This is a genomic window from Streptomyces sp. Tu 2975 (genome assembly GCF_009832925.1).
Classification (GTDB): Bacteria; Actinomycetota; Actinomycetes; order Streptomycetales; family Streptomycetaceae; genus Streptomyces.
The window spans coordinates 3,619,322-3,635,623 of record NZ_CP047140.1; the positions used below are offsets into that span (position 1 = coordinate 3,619,322).

The 16,302-nt window shown below is 72.2% G+C and carries 12 protein-coding genes and 2 pseudogenes; 5 read left to right on the forward strand and 9 right to left on the reverse strand.

Features of this window, described 5'->3' with window-relative positions; all coding sequences use genetic code 11:
- Positions 1-28: 28 nt before the first annotated feature.
- Positions 29-1,462, reverse strand: coding sequence for a helix-turn-helix transcriptional regulator (locus GLX30_RS15895; RefSeq protein ID WP_244258169.1), 1,434 nt, complete (start codon positions 1,460-1,462; stop codon positions 29-31).
- Between the two features lie 208 nt (positions 1,463-1,670).
- Here GLX30_RS15895 and GLX30_RS15900 point away from each other — a divergent pair, with 208 nt between their 5' ends.
- Positions 1,671-2,411 (forward strand): DUF4232 domain-containing protein, encoded by a 741-nt coding sequence (locus GLX30_RS15900; protein WP_159688895.1) that lies wholly within the window; start codon positions 1,671-1,673, stop codon positions 2,409-2,411.
- Between the two features lie 85 nt (positions 2,412-2,496).
- On the opposite strand, the gene GLX30_RS15905 is transcribed toward GLX30_RS15900, so the two are convergent.
- Entirely contained in the window at positions 2,497-2,769 is a 273-nt protein-coding gene (locus GLX30_RS15905; protein WP_159688898.1) for a DUF1876 domain-containing protein, read from the reverse strand.
- A gap of 202 nt (positions 2,770-2,971) precedes the next feature.
- On the opposite strand from GLX30_RS15905, the gene GLX30_RS15910 reads away from it, so the two are divergent.
- The 3 genes and pseudogenes from GLX30_RS15910 to GLX30_RS15920 all read left to right on the forward strand — a co-directional run bounded on the left by GLX30_RS15910 (position 2,972) and on the right by GLX30_RS15920 (position 8,494).
- Complete coding sequence (locus tag GLX30_RS15910; protein ID WP_159688901.1) at positions 2,972-4,465, forward strand: carboxylesterase family protein; 1,494 nt, start codon at positions 2,972-2,974, stop codon at positions 4,463-4,465.
- A 161-nt stretch (positions 4,466-4,626) separates the two neighbouring features.
- A complete protein-coding gene (locus GLX30_RS15915; RefSeq protein ID WP_279632600.1) occupies positions 4,627-5,514 on the forward strand; it encodes a glycoside hydrolase family 19 protein in 888 nt (295 codons plus the stop codon).
- A 203-nt stretch (positions 5,515-5,717) separates the two neighbouring features.
- Positions 5,718-8,494 (forward strand): annotated as a pseudogene (locus GLX30_RS15920) (hypothetical protein).
- 9 nt (positions 8,495-8,503) lie between these two features.
- On the opposite strand, the pseudogene GLX30_RS35240 reads toward GLX30_RS15920, so the two are convergent.
- Positions 8,504-8,677, reverse strand: a pseudogene (locus tag GLX30_RS35240) (ATP-binding protein); the annotation flags it as partial.
- Positions 8,678-8,719: 42 nt separating this feature from the next.
- Here GLX30_RS35240 and GLX30_RS15930 point away from each other — a divergent pair.
- On the forward strand, positions 8,720-8,950 hold the full coding sequence (locus tag GLX30_RS15930) for a DUF397 domain-containing protein (protein ID WP_159688904.1): 231 nt from the start codon (positions 8,720-8,722) through the stop codon (positions 8,948-8,950).
- Here GLX30_RS15930 and hemB read toward each other — a convergent pair.
- From hemB to GLX30_RS15960, 6 genes are all read right to left on the reverse strand, one after another.
- Positions 8,934-9,935 (reverse strand): porphobilinogen synthase, encoded by a 1,002-nt coding sequence (gene hemB, locus GLX30_RS15935; protein WP_159688907.1) that lies wholly within the window; start codon positions 9,933-9,935, stop codon positions 8,934-8,936. The two genes, GLX30_RS15930 and hemB, sit on opposite strands and share 17 nt — an antisense overlap.
- 63 nt (positions 9,936-9,998) lie before the next feature.
- Positions 9,999-10,853: a class I SAM-dependent methyltransferase gene (locus GLX30_RS15940; protein WP_159688910.1), complete on the reverse strand. Its 855-nt coding sequence runs from the start codon at positions 10,851-10,853 to the stop codon at positions 9,999-10,001.
- Between the two features lie 133 nt (positions 10,854-10,986).
- Positions 10,987-12,654 (reverse strand): uroporphyrinogen-III synthase, encoded by a 1,668-nt coding sequence (locus GLX30_RS15945; RefSeq protein ID WP_159688913.1) that lies wholly within the window; start codon positions 12,652-12,654, stop codon positions 10,987-10,989.
- Positions 12,651-13,610 carry a hydroxymethylbilane synthase gene (hemC, locus tag GLX30_RS15950; RefSeq protein WP_159688916.1) on the reverse strand — a complete coding sequence of 320 codons (960 nt, stop codon included), beginning with the start codon at positions 13,608-13,610 and terminating at the stop codon, positions 12,651-12,653. Before hemC ends, GLX30_RS15945 begins: the two co-directional genes overlap by 4 nt.
- Entirely contained in the window at positions 13,607-15,331 is a 1,725-nt protein-coding gene (locus tag GLX30_RS15955) for a glutamyl-tRNA reductase (RefSeq protein ID WP_159688921.1), read from the reverse strand. Before GLX30_RS15955 ends, hemC begins: the two co-directional genes overlap by 4 nt.
- Positions 15,328-16,053: a redox-sensing transcriptional repressor Rex gene (locus GLX30_RS15960; protein ID WP_159688926.1), complete on the reverse strand. Its 726-nt coding sequence runs from the start codon at positions 16,051-16,053 to the stop codon at positions 15,328-15,330. Before GLX30_RS15960 ends, GLX30_RS15955 begins: the two co-directional genes overlap by 4 nt.
- Positions 16,054-16,302 lie beyond the last annotated feature (249 nt).

Here is a 16,302-nt window from a genome sequence, read left to right on the forward strand (position 1 = left end):
ACACGGTTCCGCCCACTGGCCGGACGAGTCAGCGAGCCACCCACTCGCCCTTGTCCGGCCAGTAGTCGTGCATGGGGCGTCCTTCCGCGGCACTGGTACGGAAAGGCCTGCCGCCGTCGTCGATGCGGACGGTCCCGCTCCGGTCACCGCTGCTCCAGACGACCTCCAGGTACCAGCTGACGTCGTGCCCCTCGGTGTGCACGTCGAAGTTGAGAACCTGCGGATCGTTCGACGCCACCTTGTACGGAAAGTCCTTGGCGGGCACGGTCAGGTCACCGTCCGTTCCCGCGACGGGCTTCACGACGGGGCGCCCCGCGTCGAGGTCGACGTCGAACGTCTGCGGGGTGACGCCACTGCCGCACCCCTCGCCCATCGAGTACGCGTTCCAGGCCAGTGCGGCGTTGCGCGCCACGGTCCGTACGTGCACGGCGTTGATGACGACCGAGTCCTCGGTCCTGCCGGTGGCGGTCAGCTGGAGCTGCATACGGCCGGCGTCGACGCCGCCGAGCGCGCGGGCCCAGTTCCGGTAGTCCTGCGGAGCAGGCGGCGGAGGGACGCTGCCCGACTTCCCGTCGAGCAGGTAGTGCTGCCCGCACGGCGAGGCCCAGTTGTACGAACTGACCCCCACACGCAGCGGCACGCCGCCGGCCCCGGCCGGCGCCTTGCCGTCCCGGGACGCCTCTGCCGACGGGGTCGCGCCGGCACGGGAGGCGCTCGTGTCCGGGCTGCCGCTCGGTGAGGCACTCGTCGAGGGCGAGCCGGAGACCGAGGCGGAGGCGGAACGGGAGGCGGCGGTCTGCGGCGCTTCGACGGATCCGGCCGGCCCGTCGGCCGTGGTGCCCGTGTCACCGGAGTCACCGGAGTCACCGGCATTGCTCGCGACGACTGCCACGGGAACGGCGAGCGCGACGACGGCGGCTGCGGCAACGGCCACAAGGAGGGCCTTGCGCCGGGTGCCCCCCAGGGCACGGGGCCGCGGTCCGCCCTCGTCGGTGTGGCCGGTGGCCGGCGGTGGAGCGGGCTCGTCCGCGGCAGGGGCGGAGATTGCCGGGGACCCGGCCGCCTCGGCCGTGACGCCGGCCTTCGCGCCCCCGCCCGTGACGTCGGTCCCGGCACCCGCTTCCTCATCGGCAGCGACCGGCGTGACCGGCGTGACCGGCGTGACCGGCGCGGCGGCCGAAGTCGCCGGCTCCGCTCCGGCGCGTCCGCGCCGGCGGGCCTCGTCCGCGACGATCCACCGCCTGTGCAGATCGACCAACTCCTCGCGCTGCGCCCCGCACAGCCGAGCGAGCCGGTCGACGGAGGCGAACTCGGCCGGAACAGCGTCGCCGTTGCAGTAGCGGTGCAGCGTCGACGTGCTGACGTGCAACTTGGTGGCAAGCACTCCGTAACTGAGTCCGGAGCGGTCCTTCAACTGCCGCAGCACGGTCGCGAGCTGCTCGGTCTCCGGCGTCGTCGCCACTGCTGTTCTCCCCCATGTCATGCCGGTGCAACGTCCCGGAACGTCGTTCCAGGCAAGGGCTTTCCGCCCAGGTCAGCGTACGCGCAGGCGTTCCGGCATCCCCAATGGTCCGGCGGGCGTTGCGGCCGGAATCCGCCGATCGCCAACCTGTGACCACGCCGCAAGGCATGGACAGAGAACGACCTGACGAACGGGGAGAACCACCACCATGCGCACCAACCTGATCCGCACCACGGCCGTCGCCGCCACCGCCCTGATCGCGGCCCTGTCGCTCACCGCCTGCCAGAACGACTCCGGTGCCCGGGACGAGGGCGCGGCCCCTTCCACCAGTGCTCCCGCCACACAGAAGCCCACCTCGGAACCGACCACGGCTCCGACCTCGGACCCGGCCAGGTCCGCGAGCCCGTCCGCCGACAAGCCGGCAGGCAACGGCAAGGCGACCAGCGGCGGCAGCACCGGCGGCACGGGTGGCGCCGGGGGTTCCGCCGCCGGCTCCGGTGGGGGAACCGAGGACCCGGGCCCGGTCATGACCGCCTGCGGCGCGGACGTGAAGGTCACCTACAGCACGGTGCGCCGGCCCATCAACCATGCGCTGCTCACCATGACCAACACGGGCTCCGAGCCGTGCAACGCGTACCACGCGCCGCTGCTCCGCTTCGACGACGCGCAGGCCGCCACGGCCGTCAACCACGACAGCAGGCCGCAGGCCGTCGTCACCATCGCGCCGGGCGAGTCCGCCTACGCCTCGATCATGCTGGCGGCGGCGGACGGCAGCGGGAACGACGGTCGCACGGCCGTCAGGCTCGCCGTGAGCTTCGCCCCGCGCAGCGGCTCCGGCTCGACCGACGCCGCCCCGGCCGTGATCAGCCTGCCGGCCGACACGTACACCGACACCACCACGACGGTCAGCTACTGGCAGAGCTCGATGGACGACGCCCTGATGTACTGACGCGGCGCAGGTGAGCGGGGCCCCGGCACGGCCGGGGCCCCGCTCGTCCGCTCCCACTCACCGGCTTCCGCTCACCTGCTCCCGCTCACCGCAGGAGCTGGTGGGACTGCCTTCCTGATGCCTGGTCGATCTCCGTGTGCGCCTTCTGCAGGAGCTGGGAAGCTAGGTCCATCAGCGCACGGGCGCCGGCGATCTCCTCGCCGACGAGCAGTTGTGGCTGGTCGGAGTGGTGCCTGTTCGCGTTTCCGTGTCCGCGGTACTCCGTCCCGTCACCGAGCCTCACCATGGCGGCCGCCCGGGTCCGGTCGCCGTCCTCCTTGAACTCCATCTCGATGTGCCATCCGACGAGTGTCTGCATGACGGTTCACCTCCAGCGGTACCCCTTCAAGGGTGCGCCGCACGGTCCCTGAACGCGAGCCCGCGCCCTTGAGCGGCGGCCGGCGCGCACGCGCGTTCCTGACGGGGGGGCCGGCCCCCGGCGCGGGGTGCACCTGACGACACCCGCTGTACGGGGGTGCGTCGGCTGCCCGAGGCGACGCCGTCTCCGTAGCGTCATGGTCATGTCGAAAACAACTGTGGTGATCGCCGCCGTCGCCGCCCTCGCGGCCGGCACCCTGACCGGCACCGGCACCGCCGCCGGCCCGCCCACCGGCCCCTCCCCCGTCGTGCGCACGGCGGACGGCGCAGTACGCGGCATCCTCACCGGGACCGCCCGCGTTTTCCATGGCATCCCGTACGCCGCCCCGCCCGCGCGCTGGGAGGCCCCCCGGCCCGTGCGCGCCTGGCGCGGCGTACGGGACGCGACCGAGCCCGGTGCGGCGTGCGCGCAGTCCGGCGCCATCCCGGTCAAGGGCCCGAAGAGCGACGCCGAGGACTGCCTCTTCGTCAACGTCACGACCCCACGCGCCGCGGCGCCGGCGCCCCGTCCGGTCATGGTCTGGCTGCACGGCGGGGACCACGAGGACGGCGAGGGGGCGATGTACGGGGCGCAGCGCCTCGCGGCGGGCGGCGATGTCGTCGTCGTGACGGTCAACTACCGTCTCGGGGCCCTGGGCTACCTGGGCGACGGCAACTTCGGGCTCCAGGACCAGCAAGCAGCTCTGCGCTGGGTCCGGGCGAACGCGGCGGCCTTCGGCGGCGACCCGCGCAATGTGACGCTGTTCGGCGAGTCGGGCGGCGCCCGCAGCGTCTGCGCGAACCTGGTCTCACCGGCGTCGGCGGGCCTGTTCCACCGGGCGGTCCTGCAGAGCGGCCCGTGCCTGGACGACGACGAGACCCTGACCCGTGCCGAGGCCCTGCGCCACGCGCGGCGCCTCGAGGGGAAGTTCGAGAAGCCCCTGCGCACGGTGTCCGCGGCGGAGCTGGTGGCGGCCGACGACGAGAAGACGCGCTACGGCCCGGTCCACGGCACCCCGTTGCTGCCCCGCACACCCCGCGAGGCGTTCGCGTCCGGACGCTTCAACCGCGTGCCCGTACTGCACGGCATCAACCGCGACGAGGAGACGTTCCGCGTGTACGGCCTGGAGCTGTCCCGGCAGCGGCTGCTCGACGAGCACGACGTCCGTGCGTACGTGACCGACGCTTACGGCGCGGAGGTCGCGGAGAAGGCTCTCGCCCGGTATCCGGCGAGCGCCTACCGCGGCTCATACGGGCGGGCGCTCGCGGCGGCCATGACGGACGCCGTCTGGGGGCGTTCGGCGATCGCCACCAATGACGCGCTGGGCGCGCGAACGGCGACGTACGCGTACGAGTTCTCCGAGCAGGACAACCCGTGGTTCAAGGACTTCCCGCGGGCGAGCTTCCCGGTCGGCGCCCCGCACCTCGCCGAGTTGCCCTATCTGTTCGACCTGGACTGGTCCGAGCCGCTGACGGCGGAGCAGCGGCGCCTGTCCGGCGCGCTGACCGGAATCTGGTCGGACTTCGCGCGCACCGGCCGCGCACCGTGGCAGCCGTACACGCCGGACGCGCCGCACACCACGGCCATCTCGTCCGAGGGCGTCCGGCCCACGGATCTGGCGAAGGAGCACAACCACTCCTTCTGGAAGGACCTCTGAGACCGCCGAACCGCTGGGACTTACCCGGAAGTCACATTGGTCTATACCTTGACTCGATCACGTCAATCGCGCTTGAGTGTGCGCACAGCCCCCCACCGCGGCCGCGCCCGGAGAGCAACTACCGCTCCGGGTAAGGCCGTTGCGCTCAAAGGAGTGATCGAGTGCTGAGAACCCGCCTCATGGCACTGCTGACCGCCGTCCTCATGGCCACCGGCCTCGCCGTGACCCTGACGCCCTCCGCGTCCGCCGCCGGCCCCTGCGACACCGCCCCGAACTGGCAGCAGGGCGCCTGGTACACGGCTGGCAACGTTGTCAGGTACAACGGCTCCTACTACATAGCGGAGCACGACAACCCGGGCTACAGCCCGACGATCAGCACCTGGTACTGGGACCCGTACACCTGCAGCGGAGGCGGCACCCCGTCCCCGTCCGGCTTCGTGGTCAGCGAGTCGCAGTTCAACCAGATGTTCCCGAACCGGAACCCCTTCTACACGTACAGCGGTCTCACCGCGGCCCTGAGCGCCTACCCGGGCTTCGCCAACACCGGCAGCGACACGGTGAAGAAGCAGGAGGCGGCGGCGTTCCTCGCCAACGTCAGCCACGAGACCGGCGGCCTGGTCCACATCGTCGAGCAGAACACCGCCAACTACCCGCACTACTGCGACTGGAGCCAACCCTACGGCTGCCCGGCCGGGCAGGCCGCCTACTACGGCAAGGGCCCGATCCAGCTCAGCTGGAACTTCAACTACAAGGCCGCAGGTGACGCGCTCGGCATCGACCTGCTGAACAACCCCTGGCTCGTCCAGAACGACGCGGCCGTGGCCTGGAAGACCGGCCTCTGGTACTGGAACACCCAGAGCGGCCCGGGCACGATGACCGGCCACAACGCCATGGTCAACCAGGCGGGCTTCGGTCACACCATCCGCTCGATCAACGGCTCCCTGGAGTGCGACGGCAGGAACCCGGCGCAGGTCCAGAGCCGGGTGACCAAGTACCAGCAGTTCACGCAGATCCTGGGCGTGCCGACCGGCTCGAACCTCTACTGCTGAGCCGCCGGACCTCATGAACGGGCCGCGGACCGGGGAGACGACGTCCCCCGGCCGCGGCCGCACCATGTCACGGGTCTTCGACCGCACAGATCCGGCCGAAACGTTCCGTGCAGGCAGCCCCCACGATCGTCTCCCCGTCCTCCGGGGTCGAGAGGCACTCGGGACAACCGGGCGCCGGATTCACGGGGTTGAGGAGGGGAACGTTGATACGTGCCCGGAGGATATGGGCCACCGCGACAGCGGTGCTCATGGCGGTAGGGGCGGCGCCGGCAACGGCGCAGGCCGTCCAGCCGCCCGAAGTTCGCCCCGCCACGGCGGCGAACGGCAACGACGCTCTGCCACCCGGCTGGCGGCTCACCCATGACGACGGACAGAGCGCACTGGAATGGCGCTCACCGCGTCCCGTCCCCCCGGGTGACGCGCGCGTCGAGTTCCACGCGGACGACAGGATCGTCGGCGTGCCCGAGGCCGGCAAGGACGGACGGACCTTCCGCCTGCCCCTCGACGACGCGCGGACGACCGACCCGGCGGACCTGAAGAACCTGACCGTGCTGGCGGGCGGCCGCCGTCTGGACCAGGAGCCCGGCGGCGACTCCGGCGCCCGCGGGACCGCGCCGGCCGCGAAGCCACCGGCCGAATTCCCGCCGGGGCCGTCGACCCGGGCCGGCCGGGCACCTACCGGACCACCACGGGCGAGTACACGCTCGACCCGGTCCGCCTGCCCGGATTCGCGAACCCGGTCGAGATGCGCGCCGTGGTGGTCGCCCCGAAGGGCGCCCCCGGCAAGCGCCCGCTCGCACTGTTCCTGCACGGCCGGCACGCCACCTGCTACGTCCCGGGCAAGGACGACGAGGTGACGATCGACTGGCCCTGCGCCAAGGGCGCGAAGCCGATCCCGAGCCACCGTGGATACCTGCGCGACCAGGAGCTCCTGGCCTCCCAGGGCTATGTGACCGTGTCCATCGCCGCGAACGGCGTCAACGGCCAGGACTGGAACGCCGAGGACGGCGGCGCACAGGCACGCTCGTCCCTGGTCCGCTCGCACCTGGCCCGCTGGGCGGACTGGGCCGCGAAGCCCGACACCGCCCCCGGACCGGTACGCAAGGCCCCGAAGGCCGACCTGTCCCGCGTCCTGCTCGTCGGCCACTCACGCGGCGGCGAGGGCGTCAACCGCGCGGCCATGGACAGCCTGTATCCGCCCGCCCCCGCCCAGGACGGCTACCGCGGGAAGGTGCGCTGGCACATCCGCGGGACCGTGCTCATCGGCCCGACGATCTTCGGCCACAACCCGGTACCGGACGTCCCGTCGCTGACGATCCTGCCGGGCTGCGACGGCGACGTCTCCGACCTCCAGGGTCAGGTGTACGCCGACGGGACCCGCGGCGTCAGCCGGGGCAAGGCCCTGCACAGCGCGATCTACATGGTCGGCGCGAACCACAACTACTTCAACAGCGAGTGGACCCCGGGCCAGGCCCAGGCCCCCGCCGACGACGACTTCTGGCCCGACCCCGAGCATCCGGACCCGGTCTGCTCGCCGGGCACCTCGACCCGGCTGACCGCCGACCAGCAGCACCGGGCCGGCGCCACCTACATCGCGGCCGCCGCTCGGCTGTTCGTCGCCGGTGACGACCGGGTGCGCGAACTGCTCGACGGCACGGGCCGCCGGGCCCCCTCCGCCGACCCCGCACGCGTACTGACCCACGCCGTCGGCGCCAACCGTGGCCCCGGGTTCCTCCCCGACGGATCCGTGACGGTGACCGGCGGCCGACTGTGCAACGCCGTCGACCCCGAGACCCCCTGCATGGATGCCGAAGCAGGCTCTTCGCCGCACTTCGCGCACTGGCAGCCCGAGCGCGAGACCGGCCGCCGCGCGGTGGCGCTGAACTGGTCCGCACCGGGCTCCGCGGTGACCGTCAGGCCCGCAAAGCCGCTCTCCCTCAAGGGCGCCGACAGCCTCGCGCTGCGCGTCTTCGTGCCGCCCAACACCACCGGCACCCAGCTGGACGTGTCCGTCACCGACGCCTCCGGCAAGCGGGCGAACCTGGGCCGCGTCCAGGTGGACGGGCTGCCCGGCAGTGACCGTACGGCCTCGTACTGGGCGCGCGAGGTGCGCGTGCCCCTCACCGCCGCCGCACGCGCCGGCCTCGATCTGCGCCGGGTAGCCGCGCTGGAACTGACCCCCCGCAGCCGCTCCGGCGAGGCGTGGCTGATGGACGCCTGGGCGTGGAGCCCCGGTACACCCGCCGTCCGTGAGGCCCCGCTGACCCGTGTCGACGTCGGCCGCCTGACGGTCAAGGAGGGCGACTCCGGCGTCCGCACGTACCAGGTGCCGGTGCGGGTGTCGGGCAAGAGCAGCGGCACGGTCCGGTTGTACGTCCTCGACCCGGTCACCGGCCGGGCGAAGGACCGGCTGGTCACGGTCCGGCCCGGCGCCGGCGGCATCGACGTGCCGGTGAAGGTGAAGGGCAACACGCGCTACTCCTGGGACACCTCCCACGACGTACTGGTGAAGGCGGTCCGCGGGACCGTCGTCGGGTCCCACTCCGGCGGGGTCACCGCCGAGAACGACGACCCGATGCCGAAGGTCACCGTGAAGCCCGTCGCCGACAAGGTGACCGAGGGGCAGCCCCTGAAGTGGCGGGTCACCCTGTCCGAGCCGGCCGACGCCGAGATCTACACCTCGATCCAGCTCGTGTCCGCCACCGGCGGCCCCGAGCTGTCCACCAAGGACGTCGACGAGCAATGGCTGCTGGACAACCTGATCGGCGAACTCCCCACCGGTGACGTCCCGCTGTCCCAGCTGGAGTACCCGTTCCTGTGGGTTCCGGTACCGGCCGGGACCACCGGCGTGGACGTCACCGTGCCAACGGTCCGCGACCAGGTGACGGAGCCCGCGGAGTACATGGGCATCCAGCCCGGGGACGACGAGGGCACGCCGCAGGGCCCCGCCCTCACCGGCACGGTGCTCGACGCGCCGTAGGACGACCGTTCACGGCCGCGCGAACTCGCACCCCACCACCTTGCCGGGTTCGCGCGGCCCGATCCCCCACCTGTCGGCCGGCGCGGCCACCAGCAGCAGGCCGCGCCCCGACTCATCGTCCGGGGTCCGCACGCCGGGCCTCGCGCCCCCTCTGTCGTGCACTTCGACGCGCAGCGTCCCGTCTCGTAACCGACCGGGAAACGGTCAGCATCCTCGCGCGCGAGGATGCGATGGTGCGAAGCCAGGCCCTCGACCCGGAGGAGACGAAGGGCCTGTTGGACCGGCGTGGCCTGCGACTGGCGCAAGTCCCCCCACAGCGGCAGCGAAGGCGGCGCCTGCGTCGAGATCGCCACCCACCCCGCCGCGAACCACGTCCGCGACTCGAAGAATCCCGGCGGCCCGAGCCTCACGCTCGCCCCGGCCGCCTGTGCGCCCTTCGTCAGCGACCTGCGCTGAGCCCCTGGGCGACCTCCGTCGCCCAGTAGGTCAGGATCATGCTCGCGCCCGCGCGCTTGATACCGAGCAGGGTCTCGGCGATCGCCTTGTCCCGGTCGATCCAGCCCTTCTCCGCCGCGGCCTCGACCATCGCGTACTCGCCGCTGATCTGGTAGGCCGCGACCGGCACGTCCACCGACTCCGCGACCTTCGCCAGGACATCGAGGTAGGGGCCGGCGGGCTTGACCATGACCATGTCGGCGCCCTCCTCGAGGTCGAGCGCCAGCTCGCGCATCGACTCGCGGACGTTGGCCGGGTCCTGCTGGTAGGTCTTGCGGTCGCCCTTGAGCGACGAGCCGACGGCCTCGCGGAAGGGGCCGTAGAACGCGGACGAGTACTTCGCGGTGTACGCGAGGATCGAGACGTCCTCCTTGCCGATGGTGTCGAGCGCGTCGCGGACGACGCCGATCTGGCCGTCCATCATTCCGCTCGGGCCGACGACGTGGACGCCGGCGTCCGCCTGGACCTGCGCCATCTCGGCGTAGCGCTCGAGCGTGGTGTCGTTGTCGACGCGGCCGTCCGCCGCGAGGACCCCGCAGTGGCCGTGGTCGGTGTACTCGTCCAGGCACAGGTCGGACATGATCACGAGCTCGTCGCCGACCTCGGCCTTCACGTCCCGGATCGCGACCTGGAGTATGCCGTCGGGGTCGGTGCCGGCGGTGCCGAGGGCGTCCTTCTTGGCGTCCTCGGGCACGCCGAAGAGCATGATCCCCGCCACGCCCGCCTCACGGGCCTCCACGGCGGCCTTGCGGAGCGTGTCGCGGGTGTGCTGGACGACGCCGGGCATGGCCGAGATGGGCACGGGTTCGCCGATACCCTCCCGTACGAACGCGGGGAGGATCAGGTCGGCCGGGTGCAGGCGCGTCTCCGCGACCATGCGCCGCATCGCGGGGGTGGTCCGGAGCCGCCGGGGGCGGGCACCGGGGAAGGATCCGTACGCAGTCATACGGCCACGCTACGCCTGCGGGACGGATGCGAATGCCGACAGGGCGTCGGTGTGACCCGGCCCCTACGGCTTGGTCGCGGTGACGATCCAGGCGGCCGACTCGTAGCGGACGCCTTCCGGGGTCAGATGGCCCCCGAGGTCTTCGCGGAGGGACCGCAGGGCCCGCTCCCTGTCCTGCGCGTCGAGCCCTTCGAGCGCCCACTCGAGCATGCCTGAGACGAAACGTAGGGCATGCTCGGCGTCGCGTCCGAGGTTCATGGGCAGCGCCCGCCCGTCGAAGTGCGGCGATGCGAATCCGGCCGCCACGAGCACATCACCCACGACGTCCGGGTCGGCCATGGAGAACGGGCCGGGCGCGCCCGGAGGAGGCAGGGGAAGCTCGCGGCCGACCGCGACGGCGCCCAGGAAGGACTGGAACCATTCGTTGCGCTCGGGCTCCTGCCACACCTGCAGCGCCAGCCGCCCCCCTGGCCTCAGGGCGCGGGCGATGTTGCCGAACGCGGTCACCGGGTCGGCGAAGAACATGCACCCGTTGCGGCTGACGGCCACGTCGAAGGCGCCTGCGGGGAACGGGTACGTCTGGGCGTCGCCCTGCTCGTAGCGGACGCTGTCGAGCCCTTCGCGCTCCGTCTCCTGCCGGGCGGCGCGCAGCATCGCCGCGGACAGGTCGATGCCGAGCACGGGCCCGCCGACGGTGAGCCGGGCGGCGGCGCGGGAGGTGAGACCGTTGCCGCAGCCGATGTCGAGCACCCGCTCGCCCCGCTGGAGCTTCGCGGCATCGAGGAACGGACGCTGGTAGGCGTGGACGGCGCGGTCGAAGTCCTCCGCGTGTGCCGCCCAGTAGGCGCCCTCGTCGCCGTCCCAGGCGCGTGCCTGCTCGGCGTTGGACGGATCGACGTGGAGAGTGCTGGCGCTCACGGCGGGTCACCCACTTGCTGCCCGAAGGATTCTTGTGCTTCCGGTGTACGCCTGTCGGGCCCCGCCTGTCGAACGTACGGAGACGGGGCGGGTGGGGATCTCCCCGCCCCGCCCCGCCTCCGGCTCACGTCACTCAGGTCGTCGTGCGACGCCTCCGGCCGCCGGGACGGCGCTCCGACGGGCGTGTCACGTGCTCGCCCGCCTCGACCGCGGCGGCGCGGCGGGCCGCACCGAACTCGGCCAGCGCCTCGGCCAGCCGGTGCACGGACGGCTCGGGGGACAGTACGTCCACCCGCAGCCCGTGCTCCTCCGCGGTCTTCGCGGTGGCGGGACCGATGCAGGCGATCACGGTCACGTTGTGCGGCTTGCCGGCGATGCCGACCAGGTTCCGCACCGTCGAGGACGAGGTGAAGAGCACGGCGTCGAAACCGCCGCCCTTGATCGCCTCGCGGGTGTCCGCCGGCGGCGGCGACGCCCGGACCGTCCGGTAGGCGGTCACGTCGTCGACCTCCCACCCGAGCTCGATGAGGCCCGCGACCAGCGTCTCGGTCGCGATGTCGGCGCGCGGCAGGAAGACACGGTCGATCGGGTCGAAGACCGGGTCGTACGGTGGCCAGTCCTCCAGCAGACCGGCCGCGGACTGCTCACCGCTCGGCACGAGGTCCGGCTTGACGCCGAAGTCCACCAGCGCGGCCGCCGTCTGCTCGCCGACCGCCGCGACCTTGATCCCGGCGAAGGCGCGGGCGTCGAGCCCGTACTCCTCGAACTTCTCCCGCACCGCCTTCACGGCGTTGACCGACGTGAACGCGATCCACTCGTAACGGCCGGTGACCAGGCCCTTGACCGCGCGCTCCATCTGCTGCGGCGTGCGCGGCGGTTCGACGGCGATCGTCGGGACCTCGTGCGGCACGGCACCGTAGGAACGAAGCTGGTCGGAGAGCGAGGCCGCCTGCTCCTTCGTACGCGGCACGAGCACCTTCCAGCCGAACAGCGGCTTGGACTCGAACCACGCGAGCTGCTCACGTTGTGCCGCGGCGCTGCGCTCACCGACCACGGCTATGACCGGCTGGTGGCCGTCCGGGGACGGCAGCACCTTCGCCTGCTTCAGGGTCTGCGCGATCGTGCCGAGCGTCGCCGTCCAGGTCCGCTGCCGCGTGGTCGTGCCGGCCACGGTGACGGTGAGCGGGGTGTCCGGCTTGCGGCCGGCCGCTACCAGCTCGCCGGCCGCCGCGGCGACCGTCTCGAGCGTGGCGGAGACGACTGCGGTGCCGTCGCTGGCGCCGACCTCGCTCCAGCAGCGGTCGGAAGCGGTCCGCGCGTCGACGAATCTGACGTCGGTGCCCTGCTCGTCACGGAGCGGGACACCCGCGTACGCGGGCACGCCCACCGCGGTCGCCACACCGGGCACGACCTCGAAGGGGATTCCGGCCGCGGCGCAGGCGAGCATCTCCTGACCTGCGTCGGTGTCCAGGCCGGGGTCACCGGTCACCGCACGGACGACCCGCTTGCCGCCCCGTGCGGCCTCCATGACAAGATTGGCCGCATCCCTGAGTACGGGGATTCCGACGGTTGTTGACACGTCGTCAACAACCGTCAGTTCAGGCGTGCTCACGTTCGCCCGCGCATGGCCGCGAACGACGTCGAGCACCTGCGGCTCGGCGACCAGCACGTCGGCGCCGGCAAGCGCCTCGACGGCGCGCAGAGTCAGCAGACCGGGATCGCCGGGACCGGCACCCAGGAAGGTGACGTGCCCGTGTCCGTGTGCCGGAAGGGGCGGACGGTTCGAGGTGGTGGGGCTCAAAGTGCTCGCTCCCCCATAAGACCAGCCGCACCCTTGGCCAGCATCTCGTCCGCGAGTTCGCGTCCGAGCGCCGCCGCGTCGTCGTGCGACGTGGGTACGGGACCGGTGGTGGACAGCTGCACCAGCGAAGAGCCGTCGGTCGTGCCGACGACGCCGCGAAGGCGCATTTCGGTGAATTCCTGGCCGTCGCCCAACAGGTCGGCCAACGCACCCACAGGTGCGGAGCAGCCGGCCTCCAGGGCGGCGAGCAGGGATCGCTCGGCGGTCACGGCGGCCCGCGTGTGCGGGTCGTCGAGCTCGGCGAGCGCGGCGGTGAGGTCCGCGTCGGACGCGGAACACTCGATCGCCAGTGCCCCCTGGCCGGGAGCGGGCAGGACGAAGTCCACCGACAGGAAGTCGGTCACCTCGTCGGTCCTGCCGATGCGGTTGAGTCCGGCCGCGGCGAGCACGACGGCGTCGAGCTCCCCGTTCCGTACAAATCCGATGCGGGTGTCGACGTTGCCGCGGATCGGCACGGTCTCGATCGTCAGGCCGTGCGTGCGGGCGTACGCGTTCAGCTGCGCCATCCGGCGCGGCGAACCGGTCCCGATCCGGGCGCCGTTCGGCAGCCGCTCGAAGCTGAGGCCGTCGCGCGCGATCAGCACGTCGCGCGGGTCCTCACGCTTCGGCACGGCCGCGAGCGCCAGCTCGTCGGGCTGGGTCGTGGGCAGGTCCTTCAGCGAGTGAACGGCGAAGTCGACCTCCCCGCGCGCCAGCGCCTCACGCAGCGCGGCGACGAACACGCCGGTGCCACCGATCTGCGCGAGATGCTCCCGGGACACGTCCCCGTACGTGGTGATCTCGACGAGCTCGACGGCGCGGCCGGTCACTCGGCGCACCGCCTCGGCCACTTGCCCGGACTGGGCCATGGCCAGCTTGCTGCGCCGGGTTCCGAGCCTCAGTGCCCTCTCGGTCATACTCGCCCTCGGTTCTTGACATCTGCGTCATTCAGGTCGGCCCGGCTGACGGAGGCGACCGTCTCCGGGTCGAGGTCGAAGAGTGTCCGCAGCGCGTCCGCGTACCCGGCGCCGCCGGGTTCTCCGGCCAGCTGCTTGACCCGCACGGTGGGCGCGTGCAGGAGCTTGTCCACCACGCGGCGCACTGTCTGGGTGATCTCGGCCCGCTGCTTCTCGTCGAGTCCGGTCAGCCGCCCCTCGAGGCGCGCCATCTCGCCCGCCACCACGTCGGCGGCCATGGTGCGCAGGGCGACCACGGTCGGCGTGATGTGCGCGGCACGCTGGGCGGCGCCGAAGGCGGCGACCTCGTCGGAGACGATCGAGCGGACCTGGTCCACGTCGGCGGCCATGGGCGCGTCGGCCGAGGCCTCCGCGAGGGACTCGATGTCGACGAGACGTACGCCCGCGAGGCGGTGGACGGCGGCGTCGATGTCCCTCGGCATCGCCAGGTCCAGCAGCCCGAGCCGTACCGGCCCGGTGCCGTGCGCGATGACGGTGCGGTCCGCCTCACGCGGGGCACGTGAGCCGTTGTCGACCCAGGCGCCGTGCTGGGCGAGGGAGTCGTCGGGCCCGACGGGGCACTCGGCGGCGTCCGCGACGGCGGGCTCGATGCCCGGGGCAACATCCGCGGCGCCGAAGGTCGCCGCGCTCTCCGCGCCCTGCTCCACGGCGGAGACCGGCGCGTCGGCGTCGGCGGCGGCGGGCGGCACCCCGGGAAGGCCCGCGAGGTCGTCGTGGCGTCCGGGCAGCTCGGCCACCCGTCCGTCGCGCGCCGCGACGGCGGCAAGGCGGGCGACCAGGCTTCCTTCGGGGGCGCGCAGGTCCTCGGGGACCGCCGCGCCGGGAACCATGTGCTGCGCGAGCGCCGCCGCGACCGACTCGGCAGTCAGCACCAGGCCCGTCGCGCCGGTGCAGGACACGGCGACGTCGGCCAGGGCGAGCTCGGCGGGCACGTCGGACATGCGCACGGCGCGCGCGCTCACACCGCCCTCGGACAGCACCGCGGCCAGCCGCTCCGCGCGCTCCATGGTCCGGTTGGCGACGACGAGTTCCCGTACGCCGAGGCGCGCCAGCGTCGTGGCGGCCAGCGAGGACATCGAGCCGGCGCCGATGACCAGCGCCTTCCGGTCCCGCGCCCAGGTCTCGACCGGCTCGCCCGCGGCGAGCTGCTCGAGACCGAAGGTGACGAGCGACTGCCCGGCCCGGTCGATCCCGGTCTCGCTGTGGGCGCGCTTGCCGACCCGCAGTGCCTGCTGGAACAGGTCGTTGATCAGCCGCCCGGCGGTGTGCAGTTCCTGCCCGAGCGCCAGCGCGTCCTTGATCTGGCCGAGGATCTGCCCCTCGCCGACGACCATGGAGTCCAGGCCACATGCCACCGAGAAGAGGTGGTGGACGGCCCGGTCCTCGTAGTGCACATAGAGATAGGGGGTGAGCTCCTCGAGGCCCACCCCGCTGTGCTGGGCGAGCAGCGTGGACAGCTCGGCGACGCCGGCGTGGAACTTGTCCACGTCCGCGTACAGCTCGATGCGGTTGCAGGTGGCGAGCACCGTCGCCTCGGTGGCGGGTTCCGCGGCCAGGGTGTCCTGAAGAAGCTTGATCCGCGCGTCGGTGGGCAGGGATGCCCGCTCCAGCACACTCACGGGTGCGCTGCGGTGGCTCAGCCCTACGACCAGGAGACTCATGCCGGCATCACCGCGGACATGTCACCGTCGGGGCCCTTGCGGTTCGCGGCCTCGGCCTCTTCGCCGGCCTTGCGCTGCTCGTGGAAGGCGAGGATCTGGAGCTCGATCGAGAGATCGACCTTGCGCACGTCCACGCCGTCCGGCACGGACAGCACGGTGGGCGCGAAGTTCAGGATGGAGGTGACACCGGCGGCGATCAGGCGCTCGCACACCTGCTGCGCGGCACCGGCGGGCGTGGAGATGACGCCGATCGAGACCCCGTTGTCACTGATGATCTTCTCGAGCTCGTCCGTGTGCTGCACCGGGATGCCGGCGACGGGCTTTCCGGCCATGGTCGGGTCGGCGTCGATCAGCGCGGCGACACGGAAACCACGGGACGCGAAGCCGCCGTAGTTGGCGAGTGCGGCGCCGAGATTACCGATTCCTACGATCACAACCGGCCAGTCCTGGGTCAGGCCCAGTTCCCGGGAGATCTGGTAGACGAGATACTCGACGTCGTAGCCGACGCCCCGGGTCCCGTACGAGCCCAGGTAGGAGAAGTCCTTGCGCAGCTTCGCGGAGTTGACGCCCGCGGCCGCCGCGAGCTCCTCGGAGGAGACCGTGGGTACGGAACGCTCCGACAGCGCGGTCAGGGCGCGCAGGTACAGCGGAAGCCGGGCGACGGTGGCCTCGGGGATTCCTCGGCTACGGGTCGCCGGTCGGTGATTTCGGCCAGTTGCCACGGTGCTCCTGGGGGATGAGCGAGGCTGCAGGCGGCCGTGTGTCCCAAGACCGCCCCGTCGACAGCAGGCTATGTCTTTGTGAACGCGTGCACAAAGATGGTGTCCGCTTTGTCCGTCCAAAGTGACCGGGGTCACGCGTTTCGGCGGCCGGATCGAGGAACCGCGAACCGATCGTGACCGTTGGGCTACCGAAAGGCGCAAAATCGGACACTCTCCTCTCGCACACGCCCCCGGGACCCGCTTGATTCC

Coding starts and splice junctions, on each gene's coding strand:
- GLX30_RS15930 (WP_159688904.1), top strand. CDS start 8,720: ATGCGATGGTGCGAAGCCAGGCCCTCGACCCGGAGGAGACGAAGGGCC.
- GLX30_RS15955 (WP_159688921.1), bottom strand. CDS start 15,331: ATGAGTCTCCTGGTCGTAGGGCTGAGCCACCGCAGCGCACCCGTGAGT.
- hemB (WP_159688907.1), bottom strand. CDS start 9,935: ATGACTGCGTACGGATCCTTCCCCGGTGCCCGCCCCCGGCGGCTCCGG.
- GLX30_RS15900 (WP_159688895.1), top strand. CDS start 1,671: ATGCGCACCAACCTGATCCGCACCACGGCCGTCGCCGCCACCGCCCTG.
- hemC (WP_159688916.1), bottom strand. CDS start 13,610: ATGACCGAGAGGGCACTGAGGCTCGGAACCCGGCGCAGCAAGCTGGCC.
- GLX30_RS15905 (WP_159688898.1), bottom strand. CDS start 2,769: ATGCAGACACTCGTCGGATGGCACATCGAGATGGAGTTCAAGGAGGAC.
- GLX30_RS15910 (WP_159688901.1), top strand. CDS start 2,972: ATGTCGAAAACAACTGTGGTGATCGCCGCCGTCGCCGCCCTCGCGGCC.